This is a genomic window from Pseudomonas sp. PDM16 (genome assembly GCF_014851865.1).
GTDB lineage: Bacteria > Pseudomonadota > Gammaproteobacteria > Pseudomonadales > Pseudomonadaceae > Aquipseudomonas.
Map to the genome: position 1 here is coordinate 1 of NZ_JACVAM010000003.1, position 24,486 is coordinate 24,486.

23 protein-coding genes are annotated in these 24,486 nt (G+C 64.4%); 6 read left to right on the forward strand and 17 right to left on the reverse strand.

Annotated features, from left to right (window positions below; translation table 11 throughout):
- From IB234_RS11940 to IB234_RS11955, 4 genes are all read left to right on the forward strand, one after another.
- On the forward strand, positions 1 to 129 hold a 129-nt coding region (locus IB234_RS11940), incomplete at its 5' end, for an acyl-CoA dehydrogenase C-terminal domain-containing protein (RefSeq protein WP_192317846.1).
- Positions 130 to 219: 90 nt separating this feature from the next.
- Positions 220 to 1,401, forward strand: a complete 1,182-nt coding sequence (locus IB234_RS11945; protein ID WP_192317848.1) for an acetyl-CoA C-acetyltransferase — start codon at positions 220 to 222, stop codon at positions 1,399 to 1,401.
- 81 nt (positions 1,402 to 1,482) lie between these two features.
- On the forward strand, positions 1,483 to 2,757 hold the full coding sequence (locus IB234_RS11950; RefSeq protein WP_192317850.1) for an OprD family porin: 1,275 nt from the start codon (positions 1,483 to 1,485) through the stop codon (positions 2,755 to 2,757).
- A 102-nt stretch (positions 2,758 to 2,859) separates the two neighbouring features.
- Positions 2,860 to 3,519 carry a thiopurine S-methyltransferase gene (locus IB234_RS11955; protein WP_192317852.1) on the forward strand — a complete coding sequence of 220 codons (660 nt, stop codon included), beginning with the start codon at positions 2,860 to 2,862 and terminating at the stop codon, positions 3,517 to 3,519.
- Between the two features lie 21 nt (positions 3,520 to 3,540).
- Here the strand turns inward: IB234_RS11955 and IB234_RS11960 are convergent, their stop codons facing one another.
- From IB234_RS11960 to IB234_RS11990, 7 genes are all read right to left on the reverse strand, one after another.
- Positions 3,541 to 4,401 (reverse strand): phosphate/phosphite/phosphonate ABC transporter substrate-binding protein, encoded by an 861-nt coding sequence (locus IB234_RS11960; RefSeq protein WP_225580558.1) that lies wholly within the window; start codon positions 4,399 to 4,401, stop codon positions 3,541 to 3,543.
- Positions 4,398 to 6,725, reverse strand: coding sequence for a putative bifunctional diguanylate cyclase/phosphodiesterase (locus IB234_RS11965; RefSeq protein WP_192317856.1), 2,328 nt, complete (start codon positions 6,723 to 6,725; stop codon positions 4,398 to 4,400). The genes IB234_RS11960 and IB234_RS11965 overlap by 4 nt, the downstream gene beginning before the upstream one ends.
- Positions 6,726 to 6,813: 88 nt before the next feature.
- On the reverse strand, positions 6,814 to 7,203 hold the full coding sequence (locus IB234_RS11970) for an NADH-quinone oxidoreductase subunit A (RefSeq protein WP_192317858.1): 390 nt from the start codon (positions 7,201 to 7,203) through the stop codon (positions 6,814 to 6,816).
- A gap of 360 nt (positions 7,204 to 7,563) precedes the next feature.
- On the reverse strand, positions 7,564 to 9,882 hold the full coding sequence (locus tag IB234_RS11975; RefSeq protein WP_192317860.1) for a TonB-dependent receptor domain-containing protein: 2,319 nt from the start codon (positions 9,880 to 9,882) through the stop codon (positions 7,564 to 7,566).
- Positions 9,883 to 9,961: 79 nt separating this feature from the next.
- The gene (locus IB234_RS11980) at positions 9,962 to 10,798 is read right to left on the reverse strand and encodes a FecR family protein (RefSeq protein ID WP_192317862.1); all 837 of its coding nucleotides are present in this window, start codon (positions 10,796 to 10,798) and stop codon (positions 9,962 to 9,964) included.
- A 2-nt stretch (positions 10,799 to 10,800) separates the two neighbouring features.
- The gene (locus IB234_RS11985; RefSeq protein WP_192317864.1) at positions 10,801 to 11,319 is read right to left on the reverse strand and encodes an RNA polymerase sigma factor; all 519 of its coding nucleotides are present in this window, start codon (positions 11,317 to 11,319) and stop codon (positions 10,801 to 10,803) included.
- Between the two features lie 244 nt (positions 11,320 to 11,563).
- Complete coding sequence (locus IB234_RS11990; RefSeq protein WP_192317866.1) at positions 11,564 to 12,172, reverse strand: glutathione S-transferase N-terminal domain-containing protein; 609 nt, start codon at positions 12,170 to 12,172, stop codon at positions 11,564 to 11,566.
- A gap of 90 nt (positions 12,173 to 12,262) precedes the next feature.
- Between IB234_RS11990 and IB234_RS11995 the strand changes: the two genes are divergently transcribed.
- Positions 12,263 to 12,730, forward strand: coding sequence for a MarR family winged helix-turn-helix transcriptional regulator (locus IB234_RS11995; RefSeq protein ID WP_192317868.1), 468 nt, complete (start codon positions 12,263 to 12,265; stop codon positions 12,728 to 12,730).
- Between the two features lie 5 nt (positions 12,731 to 12,735).
- On the opposite strand, the gene IB234_RS12000 is transcribed toward IB234_RS11995, so the two are convergent.
- The 7 genes from IB234_RS12000 to IB234_RS12030 all read right to left on the reverse strand — a co-directional run bounded on the left by IB234_RS12000 (position 12,736) and on the right by IB234_RS12030 (position 20,008).
- Positions 12,736 to 13,749, reverse strand: coding sequence for a zinc-dependent alcohol dehydrogenase (locus tag IB234_RS12000; protein WP_192317870.1), 1,014 nt, complete (start codon positions 13,747 to 13,749; stop codon positions 12,736 to 12,738).
- A gap of 4 nt (positions 13,750 to 13,753) precedes the next feature.
- A complete protein-coding gene (locus IB234_RS12005; protein WP_192317873.1) occupies positions 13,754 to 14,185 on the reverse strand; it encodes a PaaI family thioesterase in 432 nt (143 codons plus the stop codon).
- Positions 14,178 to 14,633: a nuclear transport factor 2 family protein gene (locus IB234_RS12010; protein WP_192317875.1), complete on the reverse strand. Its 456-nt coding sequence runs from the start codon at positions 14,631 to 14,633 to the stop codon at positions 14,178 to 14,180. The genes IB234_RS12005 and IB234_RS12010 overlap by 8 nt, the downstream gene beginning before the upstream one ends.
- Before the next feature lie 377 nt (positions 14,634 to 15,010).
- On the reverse strand, positions 15,011 to 15,211 hold the full coding sequence (locus tag IB234_RS12015; protein ID WP_192317877.1) for a hypothetical protein: 201 nt from the start codon (positions 15,209 to 15,211) through the stop codon (positions 15,011 to 15,013).
- Positions 15,212 to 15,542: 331 nt separating this feature from the next.
- Positions 15,543 to 17,630 (reverse strand): TonB-dependent receptor family protein, encoded by a 2,088-nt coding sequence (locus IB234_RS12020; RefSeq protein ID WP_192317880.1) that lies wholly within the window; start codon positions 17,628 to 17,630, stop codon positions 15,543 to 15,545.
- A 146-nt stretch (positions 17,631 to 17,776) separates the two neighbouring features.
- Positions 17,777 to 18,961, reverse strand: a complete 1,185-nt coding sequence (locus tag IB234_RS12025; protein WP_192317882.1) for a YeeE/YedE family protein — start codon at positions 18,959 to 18,961, stop codon at positions 17,777 to 17,779.
- A 120-nt stretch (positions 18,962 to 19,081) separates the two neighbouring features.
- On the reverse strand, positions 19,082 to 20,008 hold the full coding sequence (locus tag IB234_RS12030; RefSeq protein WP_192317884.1) for a sulfurtransferase: 927 nt from the start codon (positions 20,006 to 20,008) through the stop codon (positions 19,082 to 19,084).
- 488 nt (positions 20,009 to 20,496) lie between these two features.
- Between IB234_RS12030 and IB234_RS12035 the strand changes: the two genes are divergently transcribed.
- On the forward strand, positions 20,497 to 20,946 hold the full coding sequence (locus IB234_RS12035; RefSeq protein WP_192317886.1) for a GNAT family N-acetyltransferase: 450 nt from the start codon (positions 20,497 to 20,499) through the stop codon (positions 20,944 to 20,946).
- 44 nt (positions 20,947 to 20,990) lie between these two features.
- Here IB234_RS12035 and IB234_RS12040 read toward each other — a convergent pair whose 3' ends face one another.
- From IB234_RS12040 to leuC, 3 genes are read right to left on the reverse strand one after another with little or no spacing between them, the layout of a single operon-like run.
- The gene (locus IB234_RS12040) at positions 20,991 to 22,373 is read right to left on the reverse strand and encodes an MmgE/PrpD family protein (RefSeq protein ID WP_192317888.1); all 1,383 of its coding nucleotides are present in this window, start codon (positions 22,371 to 22,373) and stop codon (positions 20,991 to 20,993) included.
- A 22-nt stretch (positions 22,374 to 22,395) separates the two neighbouring features.
- A complete protein-coding gene (gene leuD / locus IB234_RS12045; protein WP_192317890.1) occupies positions 22,396 to 23,004 on the reverse strand; it encodes a 3-isopropylmalate dehydratase small subunit in 609 nt (202 codons plus the stop codon).
- 1 nt (position 23,005) lies between these two features.
- Positions 23,006 to 24,427, reverse strand: a complete 1,422-nt coding sequence (gene leuC, locus IB234_RS12050; RefSeq protein ID WP_192317892.1) for a 3-isopropylmalate dehydratase large subunit — start codon at positions 24,425 to 24,427, stop codon at positions 23,006 to 23,008.
- Between the last annotated feature and the right edge of the window lie 59 nt (positions 24,428 to 24,486).

Sequence of the window (24,486 nt, forward strand, 5' to 3'; positions counted from 1 at the left end):
TTCTACGGCGCGAAGCTGGCAACGGCGGACTTCTACTTCCAGCGCCTGCTGCCTCGCATCCTCGGTCTGGAGGCCGCCATCCGCGCCGGCAGCGAGCCTCTGTTCGGCCTGGCGGCCGAGCAGTTCTGACGATTGAGCGACACGCGGCCCCGATGCTGGGGGCCGTGTCTTTTTCTTCACGATCTAGCCCGCCGGGGTGGATCGGCACCCGGAGTTTCTATGCGTGATGTTGTGATTGTCGCCGCCACCCGCACAGCCATCGGCTCTTTCCAGGGCAGCCTGAGTCGGGTTCCTGCCGTGGACCTCGGCGCCACGGTGGTCCGCCACCTGCTGGCTCAGGCAACACTAGACGGTGCACTGGTCGACGAGGTGATCCTAGGCCATGTACTCACCGCAGGTGCCGGGCAGAACACGGCCCGGCAGACCGCCATCAGAGCAGGATTACCGCACACCGTACCCGCGCTGACCCTCAACAAGGTCTGTGGCTCGGGTCTCAAGGCGGTACAGCTCGGCTACCAGGCGATTGCCTGTGGCGACGCCGAGGTGATCATCGCCGGTGGCCAGGAGAACATGAGCCTGGCGCCCTATGTCATCCCGCAGGCCCGTACCGGGCTGCGTATGGGCCACCAGCCGCTCGTCGACACGATGATCAGGGATGGCCTGTGGGACGCTTTCAACGACTACCACATGGGCATCACTGCCGAGAACCTGGCCGAACAGTACGGCATCGGCCGCGACGAGCAGGACACCTTCGCCGCGACATCCCAGCAACGCGCCTGTGCCGCCATCGACAACGGTCGCTTCGACGCCGAGATTGCCCCCGTGCACGTTCCCCAGGCCAGGGGCGAAGCCGTCATCTTCGACCGTGACGAGCAGCCCCGCCCTAGCACCACGCAGGACACGCTGGGCAAGCTGCGAGCGGCATTCAAGACCGACGGCACGGTAACGGCCGGCAACGCCTCGACGCTGAACGATGGCGCCGCCGCCGTCCTGCTGATGAGCAGGGAGAAGGCAGCTGAACTGAACCTCCCGGTGCTGGCCCGCATCGTCGCGGCCGCCGGTGCAGGGGTCGACCCGGCAATCATGGGCATCGGCCCGGTCTTCGCCACCTGCAAGGTGCTCGACAAGGCTGGCTGGCAGCTGGAAGAGGTGGATCTCATCGAGGCCAACGAAGCCTTTGCCGCCCAGGCCCTGGCCGTTGGTCGCGAGCTGCACTGGGACAGCGCCAAGGTCAACGTCAATGGGGGCGCCATCGCGCTGGGCCACCCCATAGGCGCCTCCGGCTGCCGCATCCTGGTCACCCTGCTGCATGAAATGCAGCGTCGTGGCGCCCGCAAGGGTCTCGCCACACTGTGTATCGGCGGCGGCCAGGGCGTCGCACTCGCCGTCCAACGCGACTAGTCCCCATCCCCATCTCTCACGGGCTGCCCAACAGCCCGTGCGGGGTTGCTGTACCTCCAATAACAACAAAAGGGCTTCACCATGCACTCTCCAGCACGTCACTTCCCTCAACTGCTACTGGCCTCCGCTATCGCTGGTATCGGCTTCGGCGCACCAGCCCAAGCAGCCTTTCTCGACGAGAGCAAGGCCAGCCTGGAACTGCGCAATTTCTACTTCAATCGCGACTTCAGACAGGAAGGCGCCACGCAGGCCAAGGCCGAAGAATGGGCGCAGGGATTCCTGCTGCGCTACGAATCGGGCTTCACCGACGGCACAATCGGTGTCGGCGTGGACGCCATCGGCCTGCTCGGACTCAAGCTCGACTCCAGTCCCGACCGCTCGGGAACAGGTCTGTTGCAGAGGGACCGCGAGGCACCGAGACGCGCACAGGACGAGTACTCGGACCTGGGTGTGACCGCCAAGCTGCGGGCCTCCAATAGCATCCTCAAGGTCGGCACCCTGATACCGAAGCTTCCCGTACTGATGCCGAACGACTCGCGTCTGCTGCCACAGACATTCCGGGGCGGCCATCTGAACATGCGGGAGATAGAAGGGCTCAACCTGGACGCAGGCCGCCTCACCCAGGTCAACCAGCGCGACTCCAGCGACCTTGAAGACATGGCCATCACCACCGCGGTGGGTGTGAAGAATATCCGCACGCGGCACGCCAGCAGCGACGCCTTCGATTTCGCCAGCCTCAACTATGCCTGGAGCGACAGCCTCAGCACCGGCTACAGCTATGGCGCCCTGGACAACCTCTATCGCCAGCATTACCTGACGCTCAACCATGTGCTGCGCCTGGGCGATGGCCAGTCTCTGAAGAGCGATATCCGTTTCGCTCACTCCAGTGACGATGGTGGCAGCAATGTCGACAACCAGGCCCTGGGAGCCCTGTTCACCTACGGTATCGGCAACCACGCCCTGGGCCTGGGCTACCAGCGGATGAGTGGCGATACCGGCTTCGCCTACGTCAACGGTACCGATGCCTACCTGGTCAACTTCGTGCAGATCGGTGACTTCGCCAGCAAGGACGAGACCTCCTGGCAGGCCCGCTATGACTACAACTTCGCTGGCCTAGGCATTCCCGGCTTGACCTTCATGACCCGCTATCTCAGCGGCCACAACATCGACCTTGGGGCCGGCAAGCCGCGCGGCAGCGAATGGGAGCGCGATACCGATATCGCCTACGTGATCCAGGAAGGGCCGCTGAAGAACCTCGGCATCAAATGGCGTAACGCGACTGTCCGTACGACGAACTTCGGCAGCGACCTGGATGAGAATCGCCTGATCCTGAGCTACAGCATTGCCCTGTGGTAGCACCCACCCATGGAGCGCGGTACCGGCATTGGCCGGTATCGCCCGACATGCACTGCAGATGGGAAGATAGGCAGATCAATCTTCAGCACAGTCGGGGACACCATGCTGGAAGCATTTTGGCAAGAACGATGGCGCAACAACCAGATTGGCTTTCACCAGGGAGAAGCCAACGCATACCTGACGCGACACTGGCCCTCCCTGGGCCTGGAAACAGGCTCGACAATCCTGGTGCCGCTCTGTGGCAAGAGCCTGGATATGGATTGGCTGCTCGGGCAGGGCCTGCAGGTCATCGGCGTCGAGCTGGTCGAACAGGCCGTGCGCGACTTCTTCGAGGAACGCCACCTGGTCCCGGAAATTGTCCAGCACAGGGACTTCCGGATTTATCGGGTCGACGCCCTGGAGATATGGTGCGGCGACTTCTTCGCCCTGACTCCCGCCGATGCCGTCACCTGCAAGGCCTTCTACGACCGGGCTGCGCTGATCGCTCTGCCGCCGGAAATGCGTGTGCGCTATGTGGAGGCGCTGGAGAGGCTGCTACCGGCCTCCAGCCTGGGTCTGCTGGTCACGCTCGACTACGAGCAATCGGCCATGCAGGGACCGCCCTTTGCCGTTACCGATGCCGAGGTGCTCGAACGTTTTGGCCGAACCTGGCATGTGCAGGTGCTGGAGCGCACCGATGTGATGGGCGAGAACTGGAAGTTCGTCCAGCGCGGGCTGAGCAGCCTGGACGAAGTCACCTACCGCCTCATCAAGCAGCGCTGAGCCCGATAGATATCCACCCTGCTAATGCCCCTGCCTGTTCTGGATCATGGGCAGTAGCGGGGCGTACTCGGCGTGGCTGACGGGAGCGATGCCCGAAGCATCCTGCGAGGCAAGGAAGGCGGCAAGGCCATCCTGGTTCTCGAGCATGGCACTACGGATCCGCGCCTTGAGTTCGGGACAGAGGCTACCGCTGAAGACATAGGGATCGTAGTAGATACGCTCCGAGCGCCACAGCACATTGAAGGTTTTCCGACCGATGCGACCACTGTTGAGGTAGGCATCGGCACGCACGCTGGCGACGAACGCCGCGTCCACCCTCTCCTCCAGCAGCGCATCCAGCGACTTGTCGTGCGAGCCAGTGTACACCACCGAACCGAAGAACTGCGCCAGTGGCATGCCCACCTGAGCCGAGAACTCGGCGTTGGGCACCACGCTGCCCGAGGTACTGGCAGGATCGCTCAGCGCGCCGCGCTTGCCACGCAGCGCCGCCAGGTCGGGCATGTCACTGCGCGCCAGCAAAAGTGCCTGATAGTGGTGGCCTGCCGGCGTGAAGTAGCCGTTGTTGATGGTCAGGCTGGCGAACGGCTCGATGCGCGGGTCGCGCTGGTAGGCCAGTGCATAGGAGGCAGGCCCGAGCCAGGCAACGTCCACTCCGCCGGAGACGATAGCGTCGACCACACTTTCGTAGGAAGAGGCCGGCACGATCTCCGCCGGCATGCCCAGCACACTGCGGAGGCGCTCTAGCAGCGGTTGATACTCCTGCATCAGCGTACCCATGTTCTTCTTCGGAATTACCGCGATGCGCAGGCTGTGCTGCGTACACTGAGCATGTGCCGTGCCCGTCAGTATCAGGGCCAGTGTCAGCCCGGCCAGAACGCTCATTGCTCGCATGCGACTGCCACCGAATGGAGGAAGGGAGGGTACTCGCCCAACTGCGCCGCCGTCAGCGGCCGACTGAAATGGTAGCCCTGGGCAAAGTCGCACCCCGCCAAGCGTAAATACACCACCTGCTCGCGAGTCTCGACGCCCTCCGCCACTACTTCCAGCCCCAGGCGCTTGGCGAGAATGATGGTGGACGAGACGATGGGGCTGTCGTCATGGCTGTTGGACAGCTGGGCTATCAGCGAGCGGTCTATCTTGAGCCGCGTGAGCGGCAGTGACTGCAGGTGCGAGAAGCCGGCGTAGCCCTGGCCGAAATCATCGAGGCTGATCTTGATGCCGACGTCGCGCAGCCGGCGCAGATGCTCGATGGCAAGGCCTTCGTGGTCCAGTACCGTGGTCTCGGTGATCTCCAGCTCCAGGCGCCGAGGGTCGACGCCATGGCGTTCAAGCTCATCGAGCAGGTGATCACTGAAATCCGCCTGGCGCAGCTGCAGCGGCGATACGTTGACCGCCAGTCCGGCCTGAACCTCCAGCGCCTGCCAGCGTGCCAGTTCCTCGCAGGCCAGGCGCAACACCTCCCAGCCGAGGGCGATGATGAAGCCGCTACGCTCGGCCAGGGAGATGAAGCGATCCGGATAGAGCAAACCGAACTCCGGGTGATGCCAGCGCACCAGCGCCTCGTAGCCATCCACCTGCATGGAATCGAGGCGGGTCTGCGGCTGGTAGTGAAGGACGAACTGGCGCTCCTTCAGGGCGCTACCGAAAGCCTGCTCCAGGGCGAACTCTTCGATATCCACCACGTTCAACGAGGGGTCGAAGAAACGATATTGACCGCGCCCCGCCTGCTTGGCCGAGTACATGGCGGCATCGGCACAGCGGATCAGCTCGTCCAGCGCCTGGCCGTCGCGAGGGCAGATGCTCACGCCGACACTCGGACTGGTGTTCAGCTCATGCTCGTCCAGTGAATAGATAGTCGAGAGCTTCTTCACCAGCTCCCTCACCCAGACATCGATCTGCTCCTCGCTGCGGTCACCGGCCAGCAACACGACGAACTCGTCGCCGCCGAAACGGGCCGCCTCGTCTCCTGGCTCCAGTGCCCGGCTGATGCGACCGGCCACGGCCTGCAGCAGCATGTCGCCCACCTTGTGGCCGAGGGAATCGTTGATCGACTTGAAGCGGTCCATGTCGATGAACAGGATGGCCATCAGACGACGGCGACCACGCTGCTCGGCCAATGCCCGCGCCGCCACCTCCATGAACTGACGACGATTGTGCAGGCCGCTGAGATGGTCCGTGGCCGCCGCATGGCTACTGCGCCGATGCTCCTCTTCCAGGCGGTGGATCAGCTCCTGATTCACCTGTTGTGCCTGCTCCAGGGCCGTGAACGCTTCCTGGCGCTTGCCCAGTGTCCGCCAGGTCCAGAGGAGCCCTCCGAGGACCAGCAGGGTCATGCTCAGGTTCAGCCACAACTGGCGTGCGTAGGTGAGTTGCGAAGGGGCCAGGATCTCCCTCTCCCGCTGGCTGACCGTCACACTGAAACCCCGCTGCACCACGCGACGGTAGAGGCTCTGGTACTCCCCATCCGCGGCAAACTGGCTGAATCGGCCGCTCACCTCTGCGGTGTCCGGAATGTCCGGCCCGAGCGCCGTGCCCGCGAGCACCACGCCACTGCTGCTGATGCGCAAGCGCTCTTGCCCGGTGCTGTCGAGCAGGCGCATCAGGCCGCTGATACCCAGGTCGATGTTCTGGAACAGCACCGCCAGGTAGCCGATATCGAGCTGCACCAGCAGCACACAGTCCAGCTCGCCCGTCGCCGCATCCGCCAATGGCAGCAGGAATGGCAGGCGCCAGTTCAGCTGGGCCGCTTCCTCCACGCCCTGGGTCAGGTGTGGCAGGTAGGGTTTGAATCCGTATCGCTCGATGTGTCTTCCAAGCTGTTGCAACCACACGGCCGGCAGTTGCGAAGGCTCGTCGCTGTGGCTGGCGGAAAGCACCTGGCCATCGCGCGCATACAGGCTCATCCGTTTGAGTACCGGATCCTCGGCGAGCATACGCACCAGATTCCAGTGCCTTGTCCCCTGGCCACGCAGGTCGACCTGAGCGGCACGGCCTATGGCCTGAGCCCGGTCCACCAACTGGCTGAGGTTTTCCGCAGTGATGGTGGCGAGATTGAGATGCTCGGCAGCCTTGGCAGCCAGGGCCTGTTGCTGCGAAGCGGCTTTCTGCTGGAAGTACAGCCCCCACAGGAACACCAGGGTGACCGCGCAAAGGGAGAGAAGGAGAAACTGCAGAAAGCCGAGCGAGGAGAAGAACCGGCGGATCACTACGTCAATTTCCAGCCGTTGAGTGGTGGCAAATTACCACCACCGCATGACGTTTACATGACCATTCGGTCAGCAAGCGGCTGCCCGCCTATCTTCTGCGCTGTCTTCCCGACCAGTCCAGGGCGCCAACGGACGCCTCATAGATCAGCCCGACGAAGAGAACGGCCATGAACAGCGCCGCGCCGGCGAACCCGACCCAGCCACTCTCGCGGACGGAAACGGCCCAGGCCAGCAGGAAGAGCGCCTCGATCTCGAAGATGACGAAGAGTATCGCGACCAGGTAGAACTTCACCGAGAAACGCAGGCGGGCATCTCCGACCGGCAGCATGCCCGACTCGAATGGCTCGTTCTTGCTACGCCCCCAGGACCTGCTGCCCAGCAGGTGCGAGACGCTCAGCATGAGCGCACACAGCCCCGCCACCCCGAGCAGAAACGCCATCAGCGGCAAGTGCTGGGCGAGATCGTTGACAGTGCCCATCACATCATCCCCCGGTCCGTGGCCAGATATCCGTGGCGAATTCGTGCAGGCCCGCAGCAGCAGGCGGTCGACAAGCGAACGAGCGAGAAACCATCCATCTGGGGCCCGAAAGACCAGGCTCCTACGGAATGGCGGTGCGGAGGGGAGATGCGAGACGTCACCACTACGACTTCCTTGGAAGTGAAGGGTCGTCCCTACTGGAAGAAATACAGGACCGAGGTCGTCCCCGGTCAGGGCGGCATGAGCGGGCAGACCATAACACCGGTGCCAGGTACCGGCAACGCAGTCTGCCTGGTGCTGCTCTCCGGCGAGGCAGATGGCGCACACTACTACAGGCTGCGCCATCTGCCCCATCTAGCGCTACAGGTCGTAGCGCACCACCAGCCCGACCGTACGAGGCGCGCCGACATCGATGATGTCGCCACCCCGGTTGTTGGTGACGAACTCCTTGTCGAACAGGTTCTTCACGTAGCCGGACACGGCAAGCCCCTCGACCAGCTCGTACTCGGCATTGAGATTGACCAGCACGTGGTCGTCGCTACGACGCGTATGGATCACGTCACCATCGGCATCGAACTCATACGCCGTCGGGCTGCCCTCCTGGTAGACCACATCACTGGTGACGGCCAGGCCATTGTCGAAGCGATAGCGGCCGCCTACCGAGACCTTGTACTTGGGCGCGTAGACGAAGGACTCGCCGCTGAGGTCGCCATCACGGGTTTCGAAGTCGCCATAGCGCCCGTCCGTGTAGGCTGCGCCAGCATTCACGGTGAATCGGCGGGTCAGATCGTGCTCGACAAACACCTCCAGGCCGCGAATGGTGCTGCTGGCGGCGTTGTACACCTGGAAGTAGTCACCGGTGTTGTCGAGCAGGCTGACCTGCTGATCCTTCCAGTCGGTGTAGTAGAGATTGGCCCGAGCACGCAGGCTGTCATCCAGCCAGGCGCCACGATAGGAAAGCTCGTAGTTGGTGGTGTACTCCGGATCGTAGTCGGCGTGGCCGCCGCCTGCCCGAACGTTGACGCCGCCTCCGCGGTAGCCCTTCTGCACCATGAACCCCAGGTACTGCCCATCGGCGAAGTTGTAGTCCACGCCCAGCTTGGGCAGCAGGGCGTCGAAGGTCTTCTCCACCCGCCCTGGGCCGGACAGGAAGTCCTCCTCGACATCGGTGTCGTTCGTCTCGTGGTCGTAACGCAGCCCGGTGATCAGGGTCCAGTCGGGGGCGAAGCTCCAGTTCAGCTCCCCGAACAGCGCCTTGTTGTGGATCCGGGTATAGCCCTGGATCGTCCCGATCAGAGAGCCGTCGAACGCCAGTTCGTCGTGATAGGCGTTACTGGTGCGACCGTAATACACCCCGGCGAACCCCCGCAGGCTGTCCCCCTCGTATGCCAGACGCACTTCCTGGCTGAACATGTGGGTTTCCTGGCTGCGGCGAGCCTCTTCGTTGGCCTCGGCAGACTGATCGAAATCCAGCAGAGCCGAGTAGTCGGACTGGGTAGCAGTGGTCAGGCTGGTAAGCGTCCAGGCATCGCCCAGGCGGTAATCGACCTTGGCGCTGCCGGTGTTCTGCTTGAGCGCATCGAAGGCCCTGGTGTCGGAAGCCACCTTGTAATAGCGCACCTTGTCGCCCTGGCGCAGGATCGAGTTGTCGCCCTGATGGCTCTCGTGGAACGCATAGGTGAGGAGCACGTCGAGATCGTCACTGGGCAGGATCAGCAGCTTGCCACGGGCATTCTTGTTGCGATGAGGATTGGCATCACCGCCGGTGGTGATGTTGTCGATGTAGCCGTCGCCATCCTCATACTCCACCGCCACCCGCCCGGCCATGACACCGTCCACGAGGGAGCCGCCACCCGCCACTGCAGCGCCGCTTTCCCCATAGTTGCCGACGCGGGTCTGCGCCGACAGGCTCGGCTCGAAGGTCGGATTGCGCGTCTGAATCACCACCGCGCCTGCCAGGGAGTTGCGCCCCTGGGTGGTGGACTGCGGGCCAAGCAGTACCTCCACCTGCTCGACATCCCACATCGACATCGGGCTAAGCGTCAGCGCACGGTTGGGCTGCTGCGCACCGTCGACATATACCGACACCGCTCCGTTGAGGGTCGCCGGTCCCTGGTCGTCGAAACCCGAGACCGGAACACCCCGGATACCCCAGTTCTCGTTGCCGGCCACGGCATATACACCCGGGGTGCGGGCAAACACATGCTCGATGGTATTGTCGCCGTGCTCCCGCAGGTCTTCGGCGGTATTCACCACCACGCTGGTCTGGGTTTGCATCAGGGTGCGATTGATCTTTTCCCCGGTGACCATCAGCGGCGCTATTTCGATCGGAAGCGCGGGATCGCCAGTCGTCACGGGAACCACGGCGGCGTTTTCAGGCACCACGATATAGGTGTGCTCATCCTGTTGCTGCACCGTGAGGCCACTACGGTCGAGCAACTGCTTCAGGGCCGCCACCGTGGTGTAGCGACCGTGCAGCGCTGGCGTACGCTTGCCGGCGGCGATATCGCTGGAGAACAGGATCTGCACGTTTGACTGGGCGGCCAGTGCGCCCAGGGACTGCTCGAGTGGCGCCGCCGGTAGATCGAAGTCGACTTCGCTGGCCGCCTGAGCCGTCAACGACAGAGCGAGCAGCAGACTGCTGGCCAGAAGGGTGTGGCGCCACTTAGGAATTCTCACGCGTAGGTCTCCGGAAAATTGTTGGTTTCCTGGAGTCAGCCGCCGCCACAAGGAGAAAACCCTACCCCCTGATTCGAATTTATTTTCTGGATGCGCGCCGATTCAGATACAACGTGCCATCGGCGTCCCTACTCAGCTCCACCGGCAGAATCTTCGGCAGCAGGGTCAACATGCCGTCCAGGCGATCACTGTCGAAGGCGCCCGAAACCGGTAGCTCGTTCAGGCTCTGATCCTGAATGATCACGCTGCCCGACCGATGGCGCTGTACCACCTCGAGCACTTCGCGCAGGGGCGTTCGATCGAACACCAGGCGCCCATTGGTCCAGGCGCTCGAAGCCGAGGCATCTATCCGCACCGGCATGCCGAGCCGACCGTTGCGCACGAGGATCTGGTCGCCGGCGTGCAGGCGAACGTCGGCTTCGCTGCCACCGACATCCACCCTGCCCTCTTCGACCGTGACCCGAACATCCTGCTGACTGCGATTGACGTTATAGCGGGTGCCCACCACCGTGATCCGGGTCGCCCCCGCAATGGTCAGGAACGGCCGGTATACCGCCGGGGCCACGCTGAACAGGGCCTGTCCCTGCTGCAGCTCTACCTGCCTGGAGCGCAGGTGCCAACTGACCCTGATGCGGCTCGCGGCGTCCAGCGTGACGTGGCTGCCGTCCGCCAGCTGGATGCTCTCGTGTTTGCCGATGACACTGCTGAAGTGCTCCGTCCGATAGGCGGGGTCGAGCCAGATCAGCCCGCAGGCAAAGCCCAACATCGCCATCGCCACACCCAGTCTGGTCCGGCTGCGGGGCTCAGGTTTGCTGGGAGATGGCATGGGAAACCGTTTCTTTAGCTCCTCGCGATGGCGAGCGATGGCGTCATCTGCCGGAGTGAATGCATCCTCCTGAGGCTCGCGCTGGTTCATGGCTAGAGCGCCTGATAGCCAAGCAGCTTTCGGCACTGCGCCATGCCAAGCCTGAGGTGTTTCTCCACCGCCTTCAGCGATATGCCCATCTGCACCGCGACCTCTTTCTGAGTGAGCTCGTGAATCTTGTGCATGACGAATACCTGCTGGCAGCGTGGCGGCAGGGCCTCGATAGCCGCGCTCAGGCGCTCGACCTCGTCGGCGCTCTCATGATGAAGCTCCGGGCTCGGCGAATCGCAGGCAACCGATGGAATGTCCGCACCCTCCTCGATCCATGCCTGTCTCCTGCGTTCACTCCGGTAATGGCTGACGGCGCGATCGTGGGTGATCTTGCGCAACAGGGCCAGCGGCAGGCGGACCCCGTCCTTCTCCGGAGCCTCGAGCAGTTGCACGCACACGTCATGGACAACCTCCTGAGCGCCGTGACGATCACCAAAGCGACGGCGCACCGAGTCCACCAGCTCGTCGTAGTGACGAGCCAGAACCGCGACCAGGGATGGCTTGGGGCTGGCGTGGGACACGAGGGCGCCGCATGAAGAAAGGGATCGGGGCGGCGAATATAAGTGAGAATGCTTAGCAATTGAAAGTCGAATGGCCACTCGCCGAAGCAGATTGGCAGGCCAGAAGTCCACCCAGGTGCAGCCCACGGCACCGTTGCGCCGACGACGGTAAGCCCCCGGAGCTGGCGCTCCGGGAAAGACGGGGGTTGGACAGTGCTACCTACCCAGACCAGGCATCGGAGCGCAGTGCCGCTGCGTGTTCCACTCAGGCCGGTGTGCTCTCGACCATCGAAGCACGAGCCGCGAACGATGCCTGGAAGCTGGCTAGCCCAGGCAGGCCCTTCCGCCAATCCAGCTCGGCGAATCGAAAATCCAGGTATCCCAGCGCACACGCCACGGCTATCTGTGCAATATGCAGGGGGCCCTGCAGTTCCTCGACATGCGCTTCGAGCGCCAACAGGGCACGGCGCACCTTGCCCAGCTGGCCCTCGGCCCATTCATTCCACTGCAGCTCCACCGGGCGCACGGCCCGCTCGTAGCGCACCAGCAGCGCAGCTTCCATCAGTCCGTCCGCCAGGGCGGCCAGGCGCAAGGTGCGCCAGCGCATGGTCGGCTCTATCGGGAACAGCCGAGGCTGGTCGTGCAGGCTGTCGAGGTACTCGCAGATCACGCGGCTGTCGAACAGCGCTTCGCCATCATCGGTCAGCAGCACCGGAATCTTGCCAAGTGGATTGAGGGCGTTGACCCGCTCGTTGAGCGTGACCGGCAGCACGGCGGTGTCGACCAGTTCGATTCGGGGGAGTAGGCCAGTCTCGCTGGCCAGCACACGGACTTTACGGGCGAAGGGGGATGCAGGCGCATGGATGAGTTGCATGTCTGTCGACTCGTGATGGGGGTTGTTCGGGTTGTTCCGGGCGGGCGGAAGGGCTTAGGCTTCGCCGCAGTTCAGTCGGGCGAGAGCACCATGGTCATAGAGAAGAAGATCAACACGGCTTCCGTCCGCATGAGGTCGCTGGACCCACTGGATCATTCCCTCGAGCTGCTGCACTTCGGTTTTCGCGGGCTGACGGTCGAAGCCGATCGCTTTCTCGAGACCCAGGGGCTTTCTCGCGTCCATCACCGCATCCTGTACGTCATCGCGCGCGCCGACGAAATCAACGTCGGCGAGCTGGCTGCCACACTGGGGGTGAGCAAGCAGGCGACGCACAGGCCGCTGACGCATCTGTTCGAGCGCGAGCTGGTCTGCTACAGCCGCCAGCCGGAGCGCCATCGCTTCAAGCTGCTGGCGCTCACGGAGCAGGGACAGGTGCTGGAGCAGGCCGCCACCGAGCTGGAGCGCCGGTGCCTGCGTGACGCCTTCGCCGCCACCGATGCCGCTGGGCAGGAGGCCTGGATGAAGATAATGCTGTCCCTGGCCGAGCGCCTCAACTGATACCGTCACGTGACACGCTCACGCACCATGATGCACTTGGCCAGCGGCTGCACCAGCGCCTCGGTCGCCTCCTCGCAGGACACTACCGTCGGGCTCACCAGCAACGGGTCGCAGCGTCCGCTGCCGACCAGATCGAATACCTTGGGAATGTGCGGGCGCACGTTGCAGGCTCCTACCGATAACGTGACGTCGCGCAGGTACATGCCGAACAGGGGAATCTTCGGGTCTTCGAAGATGATGCCGATGCACGAGCAATGCCCACCGGGCGCCAGCGCGAGAAGTCCGCGGTGCAACGCGTGCGGGTCGCGCGTGGCGGAAATGACCACGTCGTAGCGTTCGTCGAGCACCGGCGCCAGTTCGATGTTGGCACCACTGCGCGAAGCCAGGTCGCGGCGGTAATCGTTGTCGTCCAGGTAATCGACACTGGCCGCACCGGCGGCGGCCGCCATCTGCACGGCCAGTACGCCGAGACTTTCCGTGCCGCCGACCACCAGCACCCGCGCCTCTTCGCGCACAGCGATGGGGCGACTGGCGGCGACCCAGGCATCGGTCAGGTTGTCGCTGGCGCTAGCCACTGCCAGGGGGTTCAGGCCAGGCGGCAGCGGTACCAGCATGGCATCGGCGAACGGCACATGAACCACCTCGGAGAACAACCCGCCCCAGTGACCGCCTGCGGGTACACCATAGGCCGCATGCCGCGGTACCGCCGTACAGGCTGTCGCCCGGCCGGCGCGGCACTGGCGGCATTCGCCGCAGGCAATCTTCCAGGGCACCGACACCAGGTCGCCGCGGCGGACGGTGGTTACCTCGTCGCCCACTTCCAGCACCTCGGCCACGCATTCGTGCCCCAGGGCAAAGGGCGGCTTGAAGGGAGTGACGCCAGCGATCAGGCGCCGGTCAAGATCGCAGGATGCCGACGCGATGGGGCGCACCAGTGCGCTGCGCGCGTCGGATAGCGAGGGAGAAGCCGTCTCGACCCACGCCAGCTGTCCGGCGCCACGCACGATCAGTTCCTTCATCGCCCTAGCCTCGGATGACGAAGGTGGTGGTGGCCTTGGCGCAGAGCTTGCCGGCGGCGTCCACGACCTGCGCGTCGCAGATCGCCAGACTGCGCGTGCGCTCCACGACCCAACCCTCCACCCGATAGATTTCGCCGGCGTTGAGGGGACGCACGTACTTGACGTTGAGATCCACGGTGGAGTGGGCGGTGCTGGTCTCCAGTGTCGAGAACAGTGCCAGGGCCGCAGCGCCGTCCAGGCAGGTAGCGGCGAATCCGCCATGTACTGCGCCGGCCGGATTGAGGTGGCGCCCGTCGGGGCGCGCTTCCAGCGTGATCCGGCCCGACTCCACCTCCACCGCGGTCAGCCCCATGGTCTGGCCGATGGAGGGAGCGGGTAGTTCGCCACGGATGAGCGCACGCAGGGCCTGCAGGCCCGAGGTCTGGGAGTCAGTCATGGTGGTTTTCCTCTGGAGAGGCGGCGTTCTGCAGGGCCGGGTGGATCGCAGCCAGTTGCGCCGCAGTGTCGGGATACTCGCGAAAGGCCGCGATCAACCCATCGTGCAGGGTGAACAGGTGAGCCCAATGGTTGACGTAAAGACGCCCGGTCTCCCTGACCCGGCAGCGCGCCACGCCGAGAGCCATGACCTGGTGCTGCTCGACATCGACGACAAACGAGCGGACTTCGAACGTGAGAAAGTCGAGGCACTGGTCGAGAATTCCAACGAACTCGAGCACGCCAGCATGGCCGTGATGCTCGCCGGCCCACGGCATGAACGCTGGCAGGCCTGGCGCCTGCCAATGGCAGTCGTCGGTACAGAGACGCAGAAGACCTTGCGGATGACGGGCAGCGAAGGCGGCGTAAGCGGCCTCCACGGTATCTATCAGCGTCTGGCGATCGGGCATGTCGACCTCATAAGGTAGTGGCGAATCAGCAACGGATGCCGCTAACCTATCGGTGGCGAACCAATCAAGTAAACACTATTGATTTGACAAAATGGGAGCCATCCTGGCCATGCGAAAATGGCGAGGCCTTACCGGCCGGCATCATGGTTGAACAAGCGCCGTCTGCCTCCGCTCCAAGATGGAGACATCCTCTATCACCAGCGAGAGCGCCATGAACAGCCGTCGCCCCAATGACCAGACCGACACCCCATCCACAGCAACCACGCATGAGCCGCCTGCCGATAACGAACGGCCAGACGAAGACATCTCCGGGGAACAACCCCGTAGCCGATCGAACGAGGGCGACCCGCTGAACTCGCCGGACTGACGTTAGGAGCTCAAGCTCGGGCCTGGGCCGCCAGCACGTGGTGGCGCATCTCTTCTTCGATTTCCGTCACCGCCCGTGCCCGCATGGCTACTCCCAGCTCCTTCTCAGGGGCGTCGATGGGAAACTGCTCCAGCAGGTACCGCTCCAGTTCCGCCTGGGCGGCGTTTCTCTTGTCCCGCAACGCTTCGACAACATGGTTCGGATGTTCCATGGCGCTCTCCTTCATTCCGATCGTCCGGCTCGCAGCCGGCGCTGGGCGAGAAGTTCATCGGCGATCTCTGCCGCCAACCCCGACAACGCGTGTGGCGACAAGGGCTGGCTCAGCACGGGCAGTGCATGCGTTGCCTCTCTGATAGCGGAAGAGGCCTCCACAGAAACGAGGGCAATCAATGCGGAAGATGCATATTGGTCCCACGCCGCAAGCTCATGTGGTTCCACACTCATAGATACGCTCCTGCATGTATGCCTCATGATGTTGGAGCGCAGAGGGCAAGCATCCATTCCAGCGGAATGAGGACTGTTCGTCGGGAACGAGAAGTGTCCTACTGCCAGCGATACTCAAGAGCGAGCCCGGCCAGCCACTGTCGTCCCGGTGCAGGCTCGTAGTAGCGTGCCCCCGAAGCATTCACGATCAGCGAACCGACATAGGCACGATCCCCCAGGTTGTCGATCCGTAGGAATGGCTCCAGATCGAGACCTTCGAGGCTGTACCGATAGCTGGCGCGCCAGTTGACGGCGACGAAGCCCGGGGCCTCGGCCGTGTTCCTGTCATCCGCGAAACGGCTGCTCATGCCCTGTACCTCGAGTGCGGTGGCAAAGCCAACCTCCGCGGGGATCCAGGCCAGCTCGGCAAATCCGCTATGCCGTGGAACACCAGGAAGATCATTGCCCGACAGGTCGATGCCACCGGAGCCGGTACCGGAGCCGAGATAACTGTCGAAACGCGCCTGCAGGTAGGTATACGCCAGATAGGCACGCAGCCCCATGCCCAGCTCCTGCTCCACGGACAGCTCCAGACCGCGCCGCCGCGAGCGCCCCGCATTGGCGTAGGTACTGCGGTCCGTGCCGACCTGGCTCTCGCCAGGCACGATCTCGTTGCGTACCCGGCTCTCGAACAGCGCAATGTCGGCCCACCCGGAATCGTGGCGCCACTTCGCGCCGACCTCCGCATTGCGTGAGAGGCTCGGCTTCAACGCCAGGTTGAGGCCGCTGCTTTGCGGGCGATAGGCCAGCTCCTGGAAAGTCGGGGTTTCGAAACCCTGCCCGACCGACGCATAGACACTCAGTTCGGGCGCCCACTGCCAGCTCAGTCCGAACGCCGGGTTGCTGCGCTGATAGCGCACCGAGCCGCTGTCGTCCCGGCCATCGGTGAGAAAATCATCTTCGGAGTCGAAGTGGATACGACTGTGGCGCAGCCCGGCAGTCAGGCTCCATGCCTCGGCCAGCTGCCAGGTGCTGATTGCATAGGCTTCCTGGCTATCCACGGCATTGAATTCATCGCGCTTCAGTTGCCCCTTGCGCCCACGCTCGTTGACGAAGCCACGGCGACGTTCGCCCTGATAGTCGTAGACCAGACCTAACGCGATCTCCACGGGCAACCCGAACGCCTCGGACTCCCGAACCCATCCCAATTCGCTGCCGCCAAAATCACGCTCCAGCTCCACCACACCACCGGCGGCATAGGGGTCGGCGCCGGCGAACGCCTGGTACTGCTGCACGTACCGCTGACCGCCGTAGGCCATGAGCGTGAGCTTGTCGCGCTCATTGAGCTGCCGTTGATAGTTCATGCCCAACTGATCGTGCCGCACGCTCTTGCGCGTATCGAAGGTACTGGAAGCCGCCACGGACTGGCGCGGATCGTCACGCCATTGAGCCTCGGTCAGCCCAAGCGGGTCCTGTGTCTGAGGCTGGTCGAGATGATTGAACAGCAGCGTCAGGCTGGAGTCCGGATCGATGTCCCAGCCCAGGCGCAGGTTGCCAGTGTCGCGACGGGTCTCGCTGTGATCGCGATAGCCATCGGTTTCCAGCCGGGCGAGATTGGCGCTGATATTGAGCACATCGTATTGCTGGCCGTATCGCAGGCGCGAGCGCCATAGCCCGTCGCTCCCCACGGCGCTGCGGCTGTTCAGGGTCGGCTCTGCCGCAGCGGGAGCACTGAAGCCCTGAATGATGCCTCCGGAGGCGTTGCCGTAAAGGCTGCTGAGCGGCCCCCGCAACACTTCGAGGCGATCGAGCCCGTCCAGATCGAACAGGGCGGGTTGCCCCTGGCCGTCGGGCATGGTCAGCGGAATGCCGTCCTGAACCAGGCGCACACCGCGTACACCGAAGCCGGCACGGGCGCCGAACCCGCGCGACGAAATCTGCAGGTCCTGGGCGTAATTCTGTCGGTTCAGCGCGAGCAGGCCGGGCACCCGCTGCAACGGCTCGGACAGATTCGCCCCCAGACTCTGCGGTTGCAGCTCACCACCGATCAGCGTGGTGCGAGCCAGAGGCTGGCGCAGATCCTCGCTGTCGGCCGCGCTGCCGAGAATGACCTGGCTGGGCAGGCTCAACACACCGTTGTCGGAAGCGCCTGCCGGAAGGCAACCGAGGCCGAAGATCAGTCCGAAAACCGGAGTCGTTCTAGTCATGTTCGCACCACCACCTGGCATACCTCGCCCCCCAAGAGCGGGACTATGCCACCACATCGAGCACCATTCGGCCATTGGTCGAAGGTGCTAGTCCCGCTTTTCGGTGTTCGGGAGAACGCTAGCGGCGTATCTGCTCCTCTCGCCCGTTATGGCCAGAAGCGCCTGACCACCAGACCCAGGCCGATACCTGCCAAACAGAAAAGGCCGAAGAACCATCCCGAGAGCGCCCCGGCCATTACGCCGGACAAGAGCGTGCCAACGGTACAGCCTAGTGCCAGCATGCTGCCGAAGCCCAGGAGCACCCCACCCACCAGGTTGCGCAGCAGCTCGCTGGCGGCAGGGCGTCGGGGCTGGAAATCTCCGGCGACCAGTGCGCTGGCGAAGGAGGCCGCCACGAGCCCCAGCACGAACAGTCCGTTGTTCGACAGCAGTGCATCCTTCACCACGGTGGCGCAGCCGGCGAACCCATCCAGTCCATCCAGGCGCTCGGGTAGCAGCCCGATTCCATCGGCAGCGGTACGCGCCACGCTCCCCAGCTCCGCGGTCACGCCCAGCGGCCCCACGCGAAGGTAGGCCAGCGTGGCGAGGAAGCCGATCAGCACGCCACCCACCCAGGTCGGCCAGCGCCGACCGAACAACAGCTGCCGCAACCCGCTCGCGGCAGGCTGATCAGCGGTTACCTGCCGCCGATGGCCGAGTAGCCACCAAGCCAACGCCCCAAGGACCACGGACTGCAGCAGGAAGGACACACCATAACCATGCCAGGCCGGCATCCAGACGACGGGGGCGGACTGAATGCTCGCCAGGTAAAGCGGGTTCCAGATCATGAAACCGAGAGCAAAGCCGATCAGCGCACCAGCCAGTGCGAACAGCGAGGCGAATGCGCCCTCCCCCAGCCGATACAGATGGGCGCTGATGCAGGAGCCGGAGATCGCCATGCCGATACCGAACAGCGTGGCGGCCAGACCCAACACCCAGCTCAGAGGACCGACATGTGCATCCGGGGGCAACCGCCCCACCAGCGGATCGGGCAGAAACGCTCCGAACACCGCGTGATACCCCAGGCTACCCACGGCGAGCGCGGCGAGTATGCCGAGCAGGCCATCGGGCTTGCGTTGTTCGATGAAGTCGCGGGTGACGCAGAAGAAGCAGAAACGCGAGCGCTGCAACAGGAAGCCAAACAAGGTGCCACCTATAAGCGACAAGCTGAGCGCCTGGCTCTCGCTGTCCGCACCGGACAACCACCAGATACTCGCCAGCAGAGCTGCTGCCACCGCCAGCGACACGCCCAGAGCGAGCGGCGCCGGCGAATGCACGGGAGTCAGAGACATGGAAGATTCCTGAACAGATGGCTCGTCCAACGACGTCCATTGGGCACAAGCGTCGGGGCGTTGGGCGCCCCGCCTGAACGGTGGATACCCCTTCGGACATCCACCCGGATCGACCCGCAGCTACTTGCCGCCCCACACGGTACCGGCCACGTTGACCACTGGGACGCCGACGGCATTGCCATACTCGGTCCAGGAGCCGTCGTAGTTGCGCACGTCGTATCCGAGGATCTTCTTCAGTGCGAACCAGGTGTGGCTGGAGCGCTCACCGATACGGCAGTAGGTGATGATCGGCTTGCTGCCGTCGATACCCACCGCGCCGTAGACCTTCTTCAGCTCATCGGCTGACTTGAAGGTACCGTCGGCGGCCACGGCCTGGCCCCACGGCACGTTGACCGCACCGGGAACATGACCGGCGCGAACCGACAGCTCCTGCACCCCCTGGGGCGCGAACACCTTGCCGCTGTACTCATCCGCGGAGCGAATGTCCACCAGCTGCACATCGCTGCGCTTCTCCGCGGCGGCAACCACGTCCGGCAGGAAGGCTCGCAGATCCTTGTTCGCCGCCTTCACCACGACATTACCGGCAGCCGGCACCTTCGCACGGTTGTCCAGCGGACGTTTCTCGGCCTCCCACTTGACCCGTCCGCCATCCAGCAGCTTCACGTTCTCCACGCCATAGACGTCGAAGACCCAGGCTCCCCAAGCGGCGAACCAGTTGTTGCTGTCGCCGTACAGCACCGTGGTGGTGTCGGAGGAGACTCCTGCCTTGCGCAGCAGCGCCTGGAAGTTTTCCTGGCTGGCGATATCACGCCGCACCGGGTCTACCAGGTCGGAATGCCAGACGAAATTCACCGCCCCCGGGATGTGCCCGCGCTCGTACACACCCGGCACGACACTCACCTCGACCACCCGCACTTTCGGATTGCTCAGGTTGTTTTCCAGCCAGTCGGTCGTCACCAGTACATCGCTCGCAGCGCTCGCAGGTCCCACTTGCAGCAGCCAGCCAAGCAGCAGTGCACCAGCGCCGATCAGAGTTTTCAACTTCATTGCAAAGTCCCTCGTAGAGTTCATCGAACAAGGCTCCCCGCCTTGCGGTATCGGGGGCGCGTTTCCCCTTCAGGCGAGGTCTCGGAGTGCCAGATCACCTGGCAAGCGGCTGGTCCAGACTCGCCCGTAGCGAACGCTCGGAGCGCACGACGGGATGATCGAAAAGGACATGAAGCGCGTGGGCATGGCAGACCTCGTGGGCACGTGTCGGCCATCATGGCGGGCCGGATCACGGACAACTTCAGGGTTGAGTTGAATGTCCGGTGATCCGGTAAGGGCAAAGCTAGGAGATATAAAAAAACTAAAACAAATAACCTTTAGGAACTAGCTTATACGCCCCCTATAGTGTCTCCCCCGGCGGAGGCCCTGGAGGCAATCGCAACGGACACCCGAGCCGCACCATCCCTGGACTCGCGGCCAGGTAACGCCAGCGCAGACCTGACCGCTTCGCCGGCACGGGCGCGCCTCTCGATAACATGGAGAAACAAATGAGCGCATCGCTGAGAGCGGCGACCGAAGCCGACATCGACACCCTGTTCGACATCCGCACGAGCGTCATTCAGAACCATCTGTCGATGCAGCAACTGAGCGACCTGGGCATCACTGCAGCCACGCTGGCGGAGGCCGTGCGCTCCGGTACCTCCGCCTGGATAGCGGAACTCGGCGGTACCGCCGCTGGCTTCGCCATGGTAGATACCGACGCGGGTGAGGTATTCGCCCTGTTCGTTCGCCCCGAGTTCGAGGGCAGGGGGCTGGGTCGCCTGCTACTGAACGAAGCGGAGAAGGCGCTGTTCCGCCATCACGACAGGATCTGGCTGGTGACCGATGGCCACGCGCACATCAGGGCGAACGGCTTCTACCTTCATCTGGGCTGGTCGTTCGCCTGCCGCGTGGATGAGCGGGACGTTCGCTACGAGAAGGCCCTTCCCCGCCACTGAGCCGCCACTGACCAAGGCTCACCGGGGGTCGAACCCAGCCCCGGTCAGTCACGATCATCTTGCGGGCGCATTGCGACGAACAACGTCCGATAGTCCGCTCGGGACTCCAGGCGGGACACGAAGTCCAGCACTGCATCCTGAGCGAGTCGCCCCAGATGTGGGGATGCCATCCGGCGAAACTTGCGCTCGAAATCCACATCCTCCATCGGCGTCTCCAGTGAGCCGGGGCCACTGATTCTTTCGCAGGTGACCATCTCGCCCGTGGCCAGCTTCACCGTCACCCGATTGGCCAGGTGCCGTGGAAACAGTCTCGTCAGCGACGGGTCTTCGCTGACAGTGGTGCGGCTCATCAGGGCGATGGCGCGCGGGTCGGCGATCTGCTCCGGCGCGTAGGAATCCAGGGTGATGTCGCCATCCATCAGCGCCCGCGCGACGTTGTAGGGCAGGCTGTGATCGGCGGTTTCGCGCGTGCGCGGCCGCCACTTCTCCGGGTCGGCGAGCACCCGGCGGTTGAACTCCGAGGTTTCGATGTGGATGGTCTCGATTGCGTCGAGGTCGGCGACCCGCGCGCGCAGGTCGATGCCAGCCCATACCGCCGTGTGCAGTTCGCCATTGGTGGGGAAGGTTTTGGTCAGCGAGCGCAGGATGGCGAAGTCGCCGTTGGCCCGATTGCCGAAGCGCTCGACATCCAGACCGAACTCACCCGTCACCTGGCGGAAGAAGCCCATGTCGCCCTCGAACACCGGCGCCGGCCCGGTCATCCCGTGGCGCGCCAGGTTGGCGGCGAAGATGGCATTGCGCGCCGCGTTCGCCGCCGCGCAGCCCTTCCAGTCGGACAGCGAGCCCGAACGTACCTGACGCATCGTAAGGTGCGCGCAGAGGGCGATGTTGATCGCCTGCTCGGCCTGCTCCTCGTCCAGCCGCATCAGTCGCGCAGCCGCGGCAGCCATCGCCACGTTGATGTAGTTGACGTGGTCCCAGCCGCGCTTGTTCAGGCTGGCGGCATCCTGCAGGCGCATCTGGATTTCGTAGGCGATGACGATGGCCACGATCAGCTCGCTGCCCGTGGCAGCTTCGGCCTCGGCCAGGGCCAGGCAGGCGGGAATGCTGTCGCTGGGGTGGCCGGGCTCGAGGCCCATGTAGCCGTCGTTATAGTCGAGGAAGCGGACCATGATGCCGTTGGTGAAGGCAGCCAGTTCCGGCGTGGTACGCAGGTCGGTGCCGAATACGCTGGACGCCGGCTGGTGCACCTGCGTGGCCACAGCGATGGCCGCCTCCACCGGTTTCGCGCCATAGGCGCCGAGGATGCAGGCCAGGCTGTCGACGAAGCGCCGGCGTACGCAGGCGGTTACCGTTTCGGGCAGATCATCGATGGATAGATTGCAGGCATAGCTGGCCAGGCGCCGCGCCAATGTGGGTTCGGACATGAAGATTCTCCAGTATGCCGGCTCAGGCCAGCCAGGGATTGGCGCGCAGGTGCGACGCCTCGAATGCGCGGATCTGCTCGGTGCGCCGCAGGGTGCTGCCGATGGCGTCCAGCCCCAGCAGCAGGGCCTGCTTGCGCAGCGGGTCGATGTCGAAATGGATGATCGCGCCGTCGCCGAGCAGCACCTGCTGCGCCTGCAGATCGACGCTGATCGCCGCGTTGGCCGGGTCGCTGACGATGCGCCCGAGGTGCTGCAACTCCGCCTCTCGCAGCTGGATCAGCAACACGCCGTTGCGCTGGCAGTTGTCGAAGAAGATGCCGGCGAAGCTGGTGCCGATCAGCGCGCGAAAGCCCAGCTGCTTCAGGCCCCACACCGCGTGCTCGCGGCTGGAGCCGCAGCCGAAGTTTGGCCCGACCACCAGGAAGCTGGCACGATTCCACGGTGTTTGGTTGAGCACGAAGTCGAGGTTGGCGCTGCCGTTCTCGAGGAAGCGCAGATTGAAGAACAGGCCACGATCCAGACCATTGCGATCGATGCCCTTGAGGAACTGCTTGGGCATGATCACGTCGGTGTCGACGTTGGCCGCGAGCATCGGCGCGGCAATGCCGCTGACATGGGTGAATGGCTGCATCTCAGCTCTCCAGGGGCAGGCTGCGGACATCGGTGAGATGGCCGCTGATGGCGGCGGCCACAACCATCGCCGGACTCATCAGGTGGGTCCGCGCACCAGCGCCCTGGCGGCCCTCGAAATTGCGGTTGGTGCTGGACGCGCAGCGGTCGCCCGGCGCCAGCACGTCATCGTTCATCGCCAGGCACATCGAGCAGCCGGACTGGCGCCACTCGAAGCCGGCCTGGCGGAAGATCTGCGCCAGCCCTTCGGCTTCGGCCTGTTCGCGCACCAGGGTCGAGCCGGGCACGATCATCGCCCGCACATGGCTGGCCACGCTGCGCCCGCGCACGACTCGTGCGGCGTCGCGCAGGTCCTCGATGCGCGCATTGGTACAGGAGCCGATGAAGGCGTGGCTGATGCGGATCGCCGCCAGCCGTTCGCCGGGCTGCAGACCCATGTAGCGCAGGGCGCGCTGCAGGTCCTGGCGGCGGATCGGGTCGCCCTCCTCCTGCGGATCCGGCACGCACGCGCCGATGGGTGCCGCCTGGTCCGGGCTGGTGCCCCAGGTGACCATCGGCTGCAGCGCGGCGGCGTCCAGTTCTACCTCCGCGTCGTAGTGCGCGCCGGGGTCGCTGCGCAGCTCGCGCCAGCTGGCCATGGCTTGCTCCCAGAGCAGGCCATGCGGCACGCGCGGCTTGTCCTTGAGGTAGGCGAAGACCTTGTCGTCGGGGGCCATGAAGGCGCCGCGGGCGCCGGCCTCCACCGCCATGTTGCAGATGGTCATGCGCGCCTCGACGCTCAGCGCCTCGATGGTCTCGCCGCAGAACTCGATGGCGTAGCCGGTGGCGCCGGCCGCGCCGATGCGCTGGATCAACGCCATGATGATGTCCTTGGACGTCACCCCGGCGCCCAGCTCGCCACGCACCGTCACGCGCATGCTGCGCAGCTTCTTGTAGACCAGGGTCTGGGTGGCCAGCAGATGCTCGATTTCCGAGGTGCCGATGCCGAAGCCGAAGGCGCCCAGCGCGCCGTAGGTGGTGGTGTGGCTGTCGCCGGCGGCAACCATCATGCCGGGCAGGATGAAGCCCTGCTCCGGCGCCACCACGTGCTCGATGCCCTGGCGCTTGTCCAGCACATCGAACAGCTCCAGGCCGAAATCGCGGCAGTTCTGCTCGAAGTAGGAGACCTGCCGCGCGCCACCGGCATCCGGCATGGTGGCGATGCGCTCAGGCGTAGTGGGGTTCACATGATCGACCACGCACAGCGTGGCGGCCGGGCGCCACACGGTGCGTCCGGCTTCGCGCAGGCCGCTGAAGGCCTGCGGGCTGGTGTATTCGTTGGCGACCTGGCGGTCGATGTACAGCAGCACATGGCCGTGGTCGTCGAGGGTGCAGACGGTGTGGGCATCGATGTGCTTGTCGTAGAGCGTTCGGGGGCGGTTCATCACGGCTCTCGCACGGGTCGTTGGGAATCGCGGGCGTCTACCCGCTGTCGCCATGGCCG

Excerpts from the sequence above, each read along its gene's own strand:
- IB234_RS11995 (WP_192317868.1), top strand. The coding sequence starts at position 12,263 with ATGGTCATAGAGAAGAAGATCAACACGGCTTCCGTCCGCATGAGGTCG.
- IB234_RS12020 (WP_192317880.1), bottom strand. The coding sequence starts at position 17,630 with ATGACTAGAACGACTCCGGTTTTCGGACTGATCTTCGGCCTCGGTTGC.
- IB234_RS12025 (WP_192317882.1), bottom strand. The coding sequence starts at position 18,961 with ATGTCTCTGACTCCCGTGCATTCGCCGGCGCCGCTCGCTCTGGGCGTG.
- IB234_RS12015 (WP_192317877.1), bottom strand. The coding sequence starts at position 15,211 with ATGGAACATCCGAACCATGTTGTCGAAGCGTTGCGGGACAAGAGAAAC.
- IB234_RS11960 (WP_225580558.1), bottom strand. The coding sequence starts at position 4,401 with ATGAGCGTTCTGGCCGGGCTGACACTGGCCCTGATACTGACGGGCACG.
- leuC (WP_192317892.1), bottom strand. The coding sequence starts at position 24,427 with ATGAACCGCCCCCGAACGCTCTACGACAAGCACATCGATGCCCACACC.
- IB234_RS11970 (WP_192317858.1), bottom strand. The coding sequence starts at position 7,203 with ATGGGCACTGTCAACGATCTCGCCCAGCACTTGCCGCTGATGGCGTTT.
- IB234_RS12040 (WP_192317888.1), bottom strand. The coding sequence starts at position 22,373 with ATGTCCGAACCCACATTGGCGCGGCGCCTGGCCAGCTATGCCTGCAAT.
- IB234_RS11955 (WP_192317852.1), top strand. The coding sequence starts at position 2,860 with ATGCTGGAAGCATTTTGGCAAGAACGATGGCGCAACAACCAGATTGGC.
- IB234_RS12035 (WP_192317886.1), top strand. The coding sequence starts at position 20,497 with ATGAGCGCATCGCTGAGAGCGGCGACCGAAGCCGACATCGACACCCTG.
- IB234_RS12010 (WP_192317875.1), bottom strand. The coding sequence starts at position 14,633 with ATGCCCGATCGCCAGACGCTGATAGATACCGTGGAGGCCGCTTACGCC.
- IB234_RS11980 (WP_192317862.1), bottom strand. The coding sequence starts at position 10,798 with ATGAACCAGCGCGAGCCTCAGGAGGATGCATTCACTCCGGCAGATGAC.
- IB234_RS11950 (WP_192317850.1), top strand. The coding sequence starts at position 1,483 with ATGCACTCTCCAGCACGTCACTTCCCTCAACTGCTACTGGCCTCCGCT.
- IB234_RS12030 (WP_192317884.1), bottom strand. The coding sequence starts at position 20,008 with ATGAAGTTGAAAACTCTGATCGGCGCTGGTGCACTGCTGCTTGGCTGG.
- IB234_RS11990 (WP_192317866.1), bottom strand. The coding sequence starts at position 12,172 with ATGCAACTCATCCATGCGCCTGCATCCCCCTTCGCCCGTAAAGTCCGT.
- IB234_RS12000 (WP_192317870.1), bottom strand. The coding sequence starts at position 13,749 with ATGAAGGAACTGATCGTGCGTGGCGCCGGACAGCTGGCGTGGGTCGAG.
- IB234_RS12005 (WP_192317873.1), bottom strand. The coding sequence starts at position 14,185 with ATGACTGACTCCCAGACCTCGGGCCTGCAGGCCCTGCGTGCGCTCATC.
- leuD (WP_192317890.1), bottom strand. The coding sequence starts at position 23,004 with ATGCAGCCATTCACCCATGTCAGCGGCATTGCCGCGCCGATGCTCGCG.
- IB234_RS11945 (WP_192317848.1), top strand. The coding sequence starts at position 220 with ATGCGTGATGTTGTGATTGTCGCCGCCACCCGCACAGCCATCGGCTCT.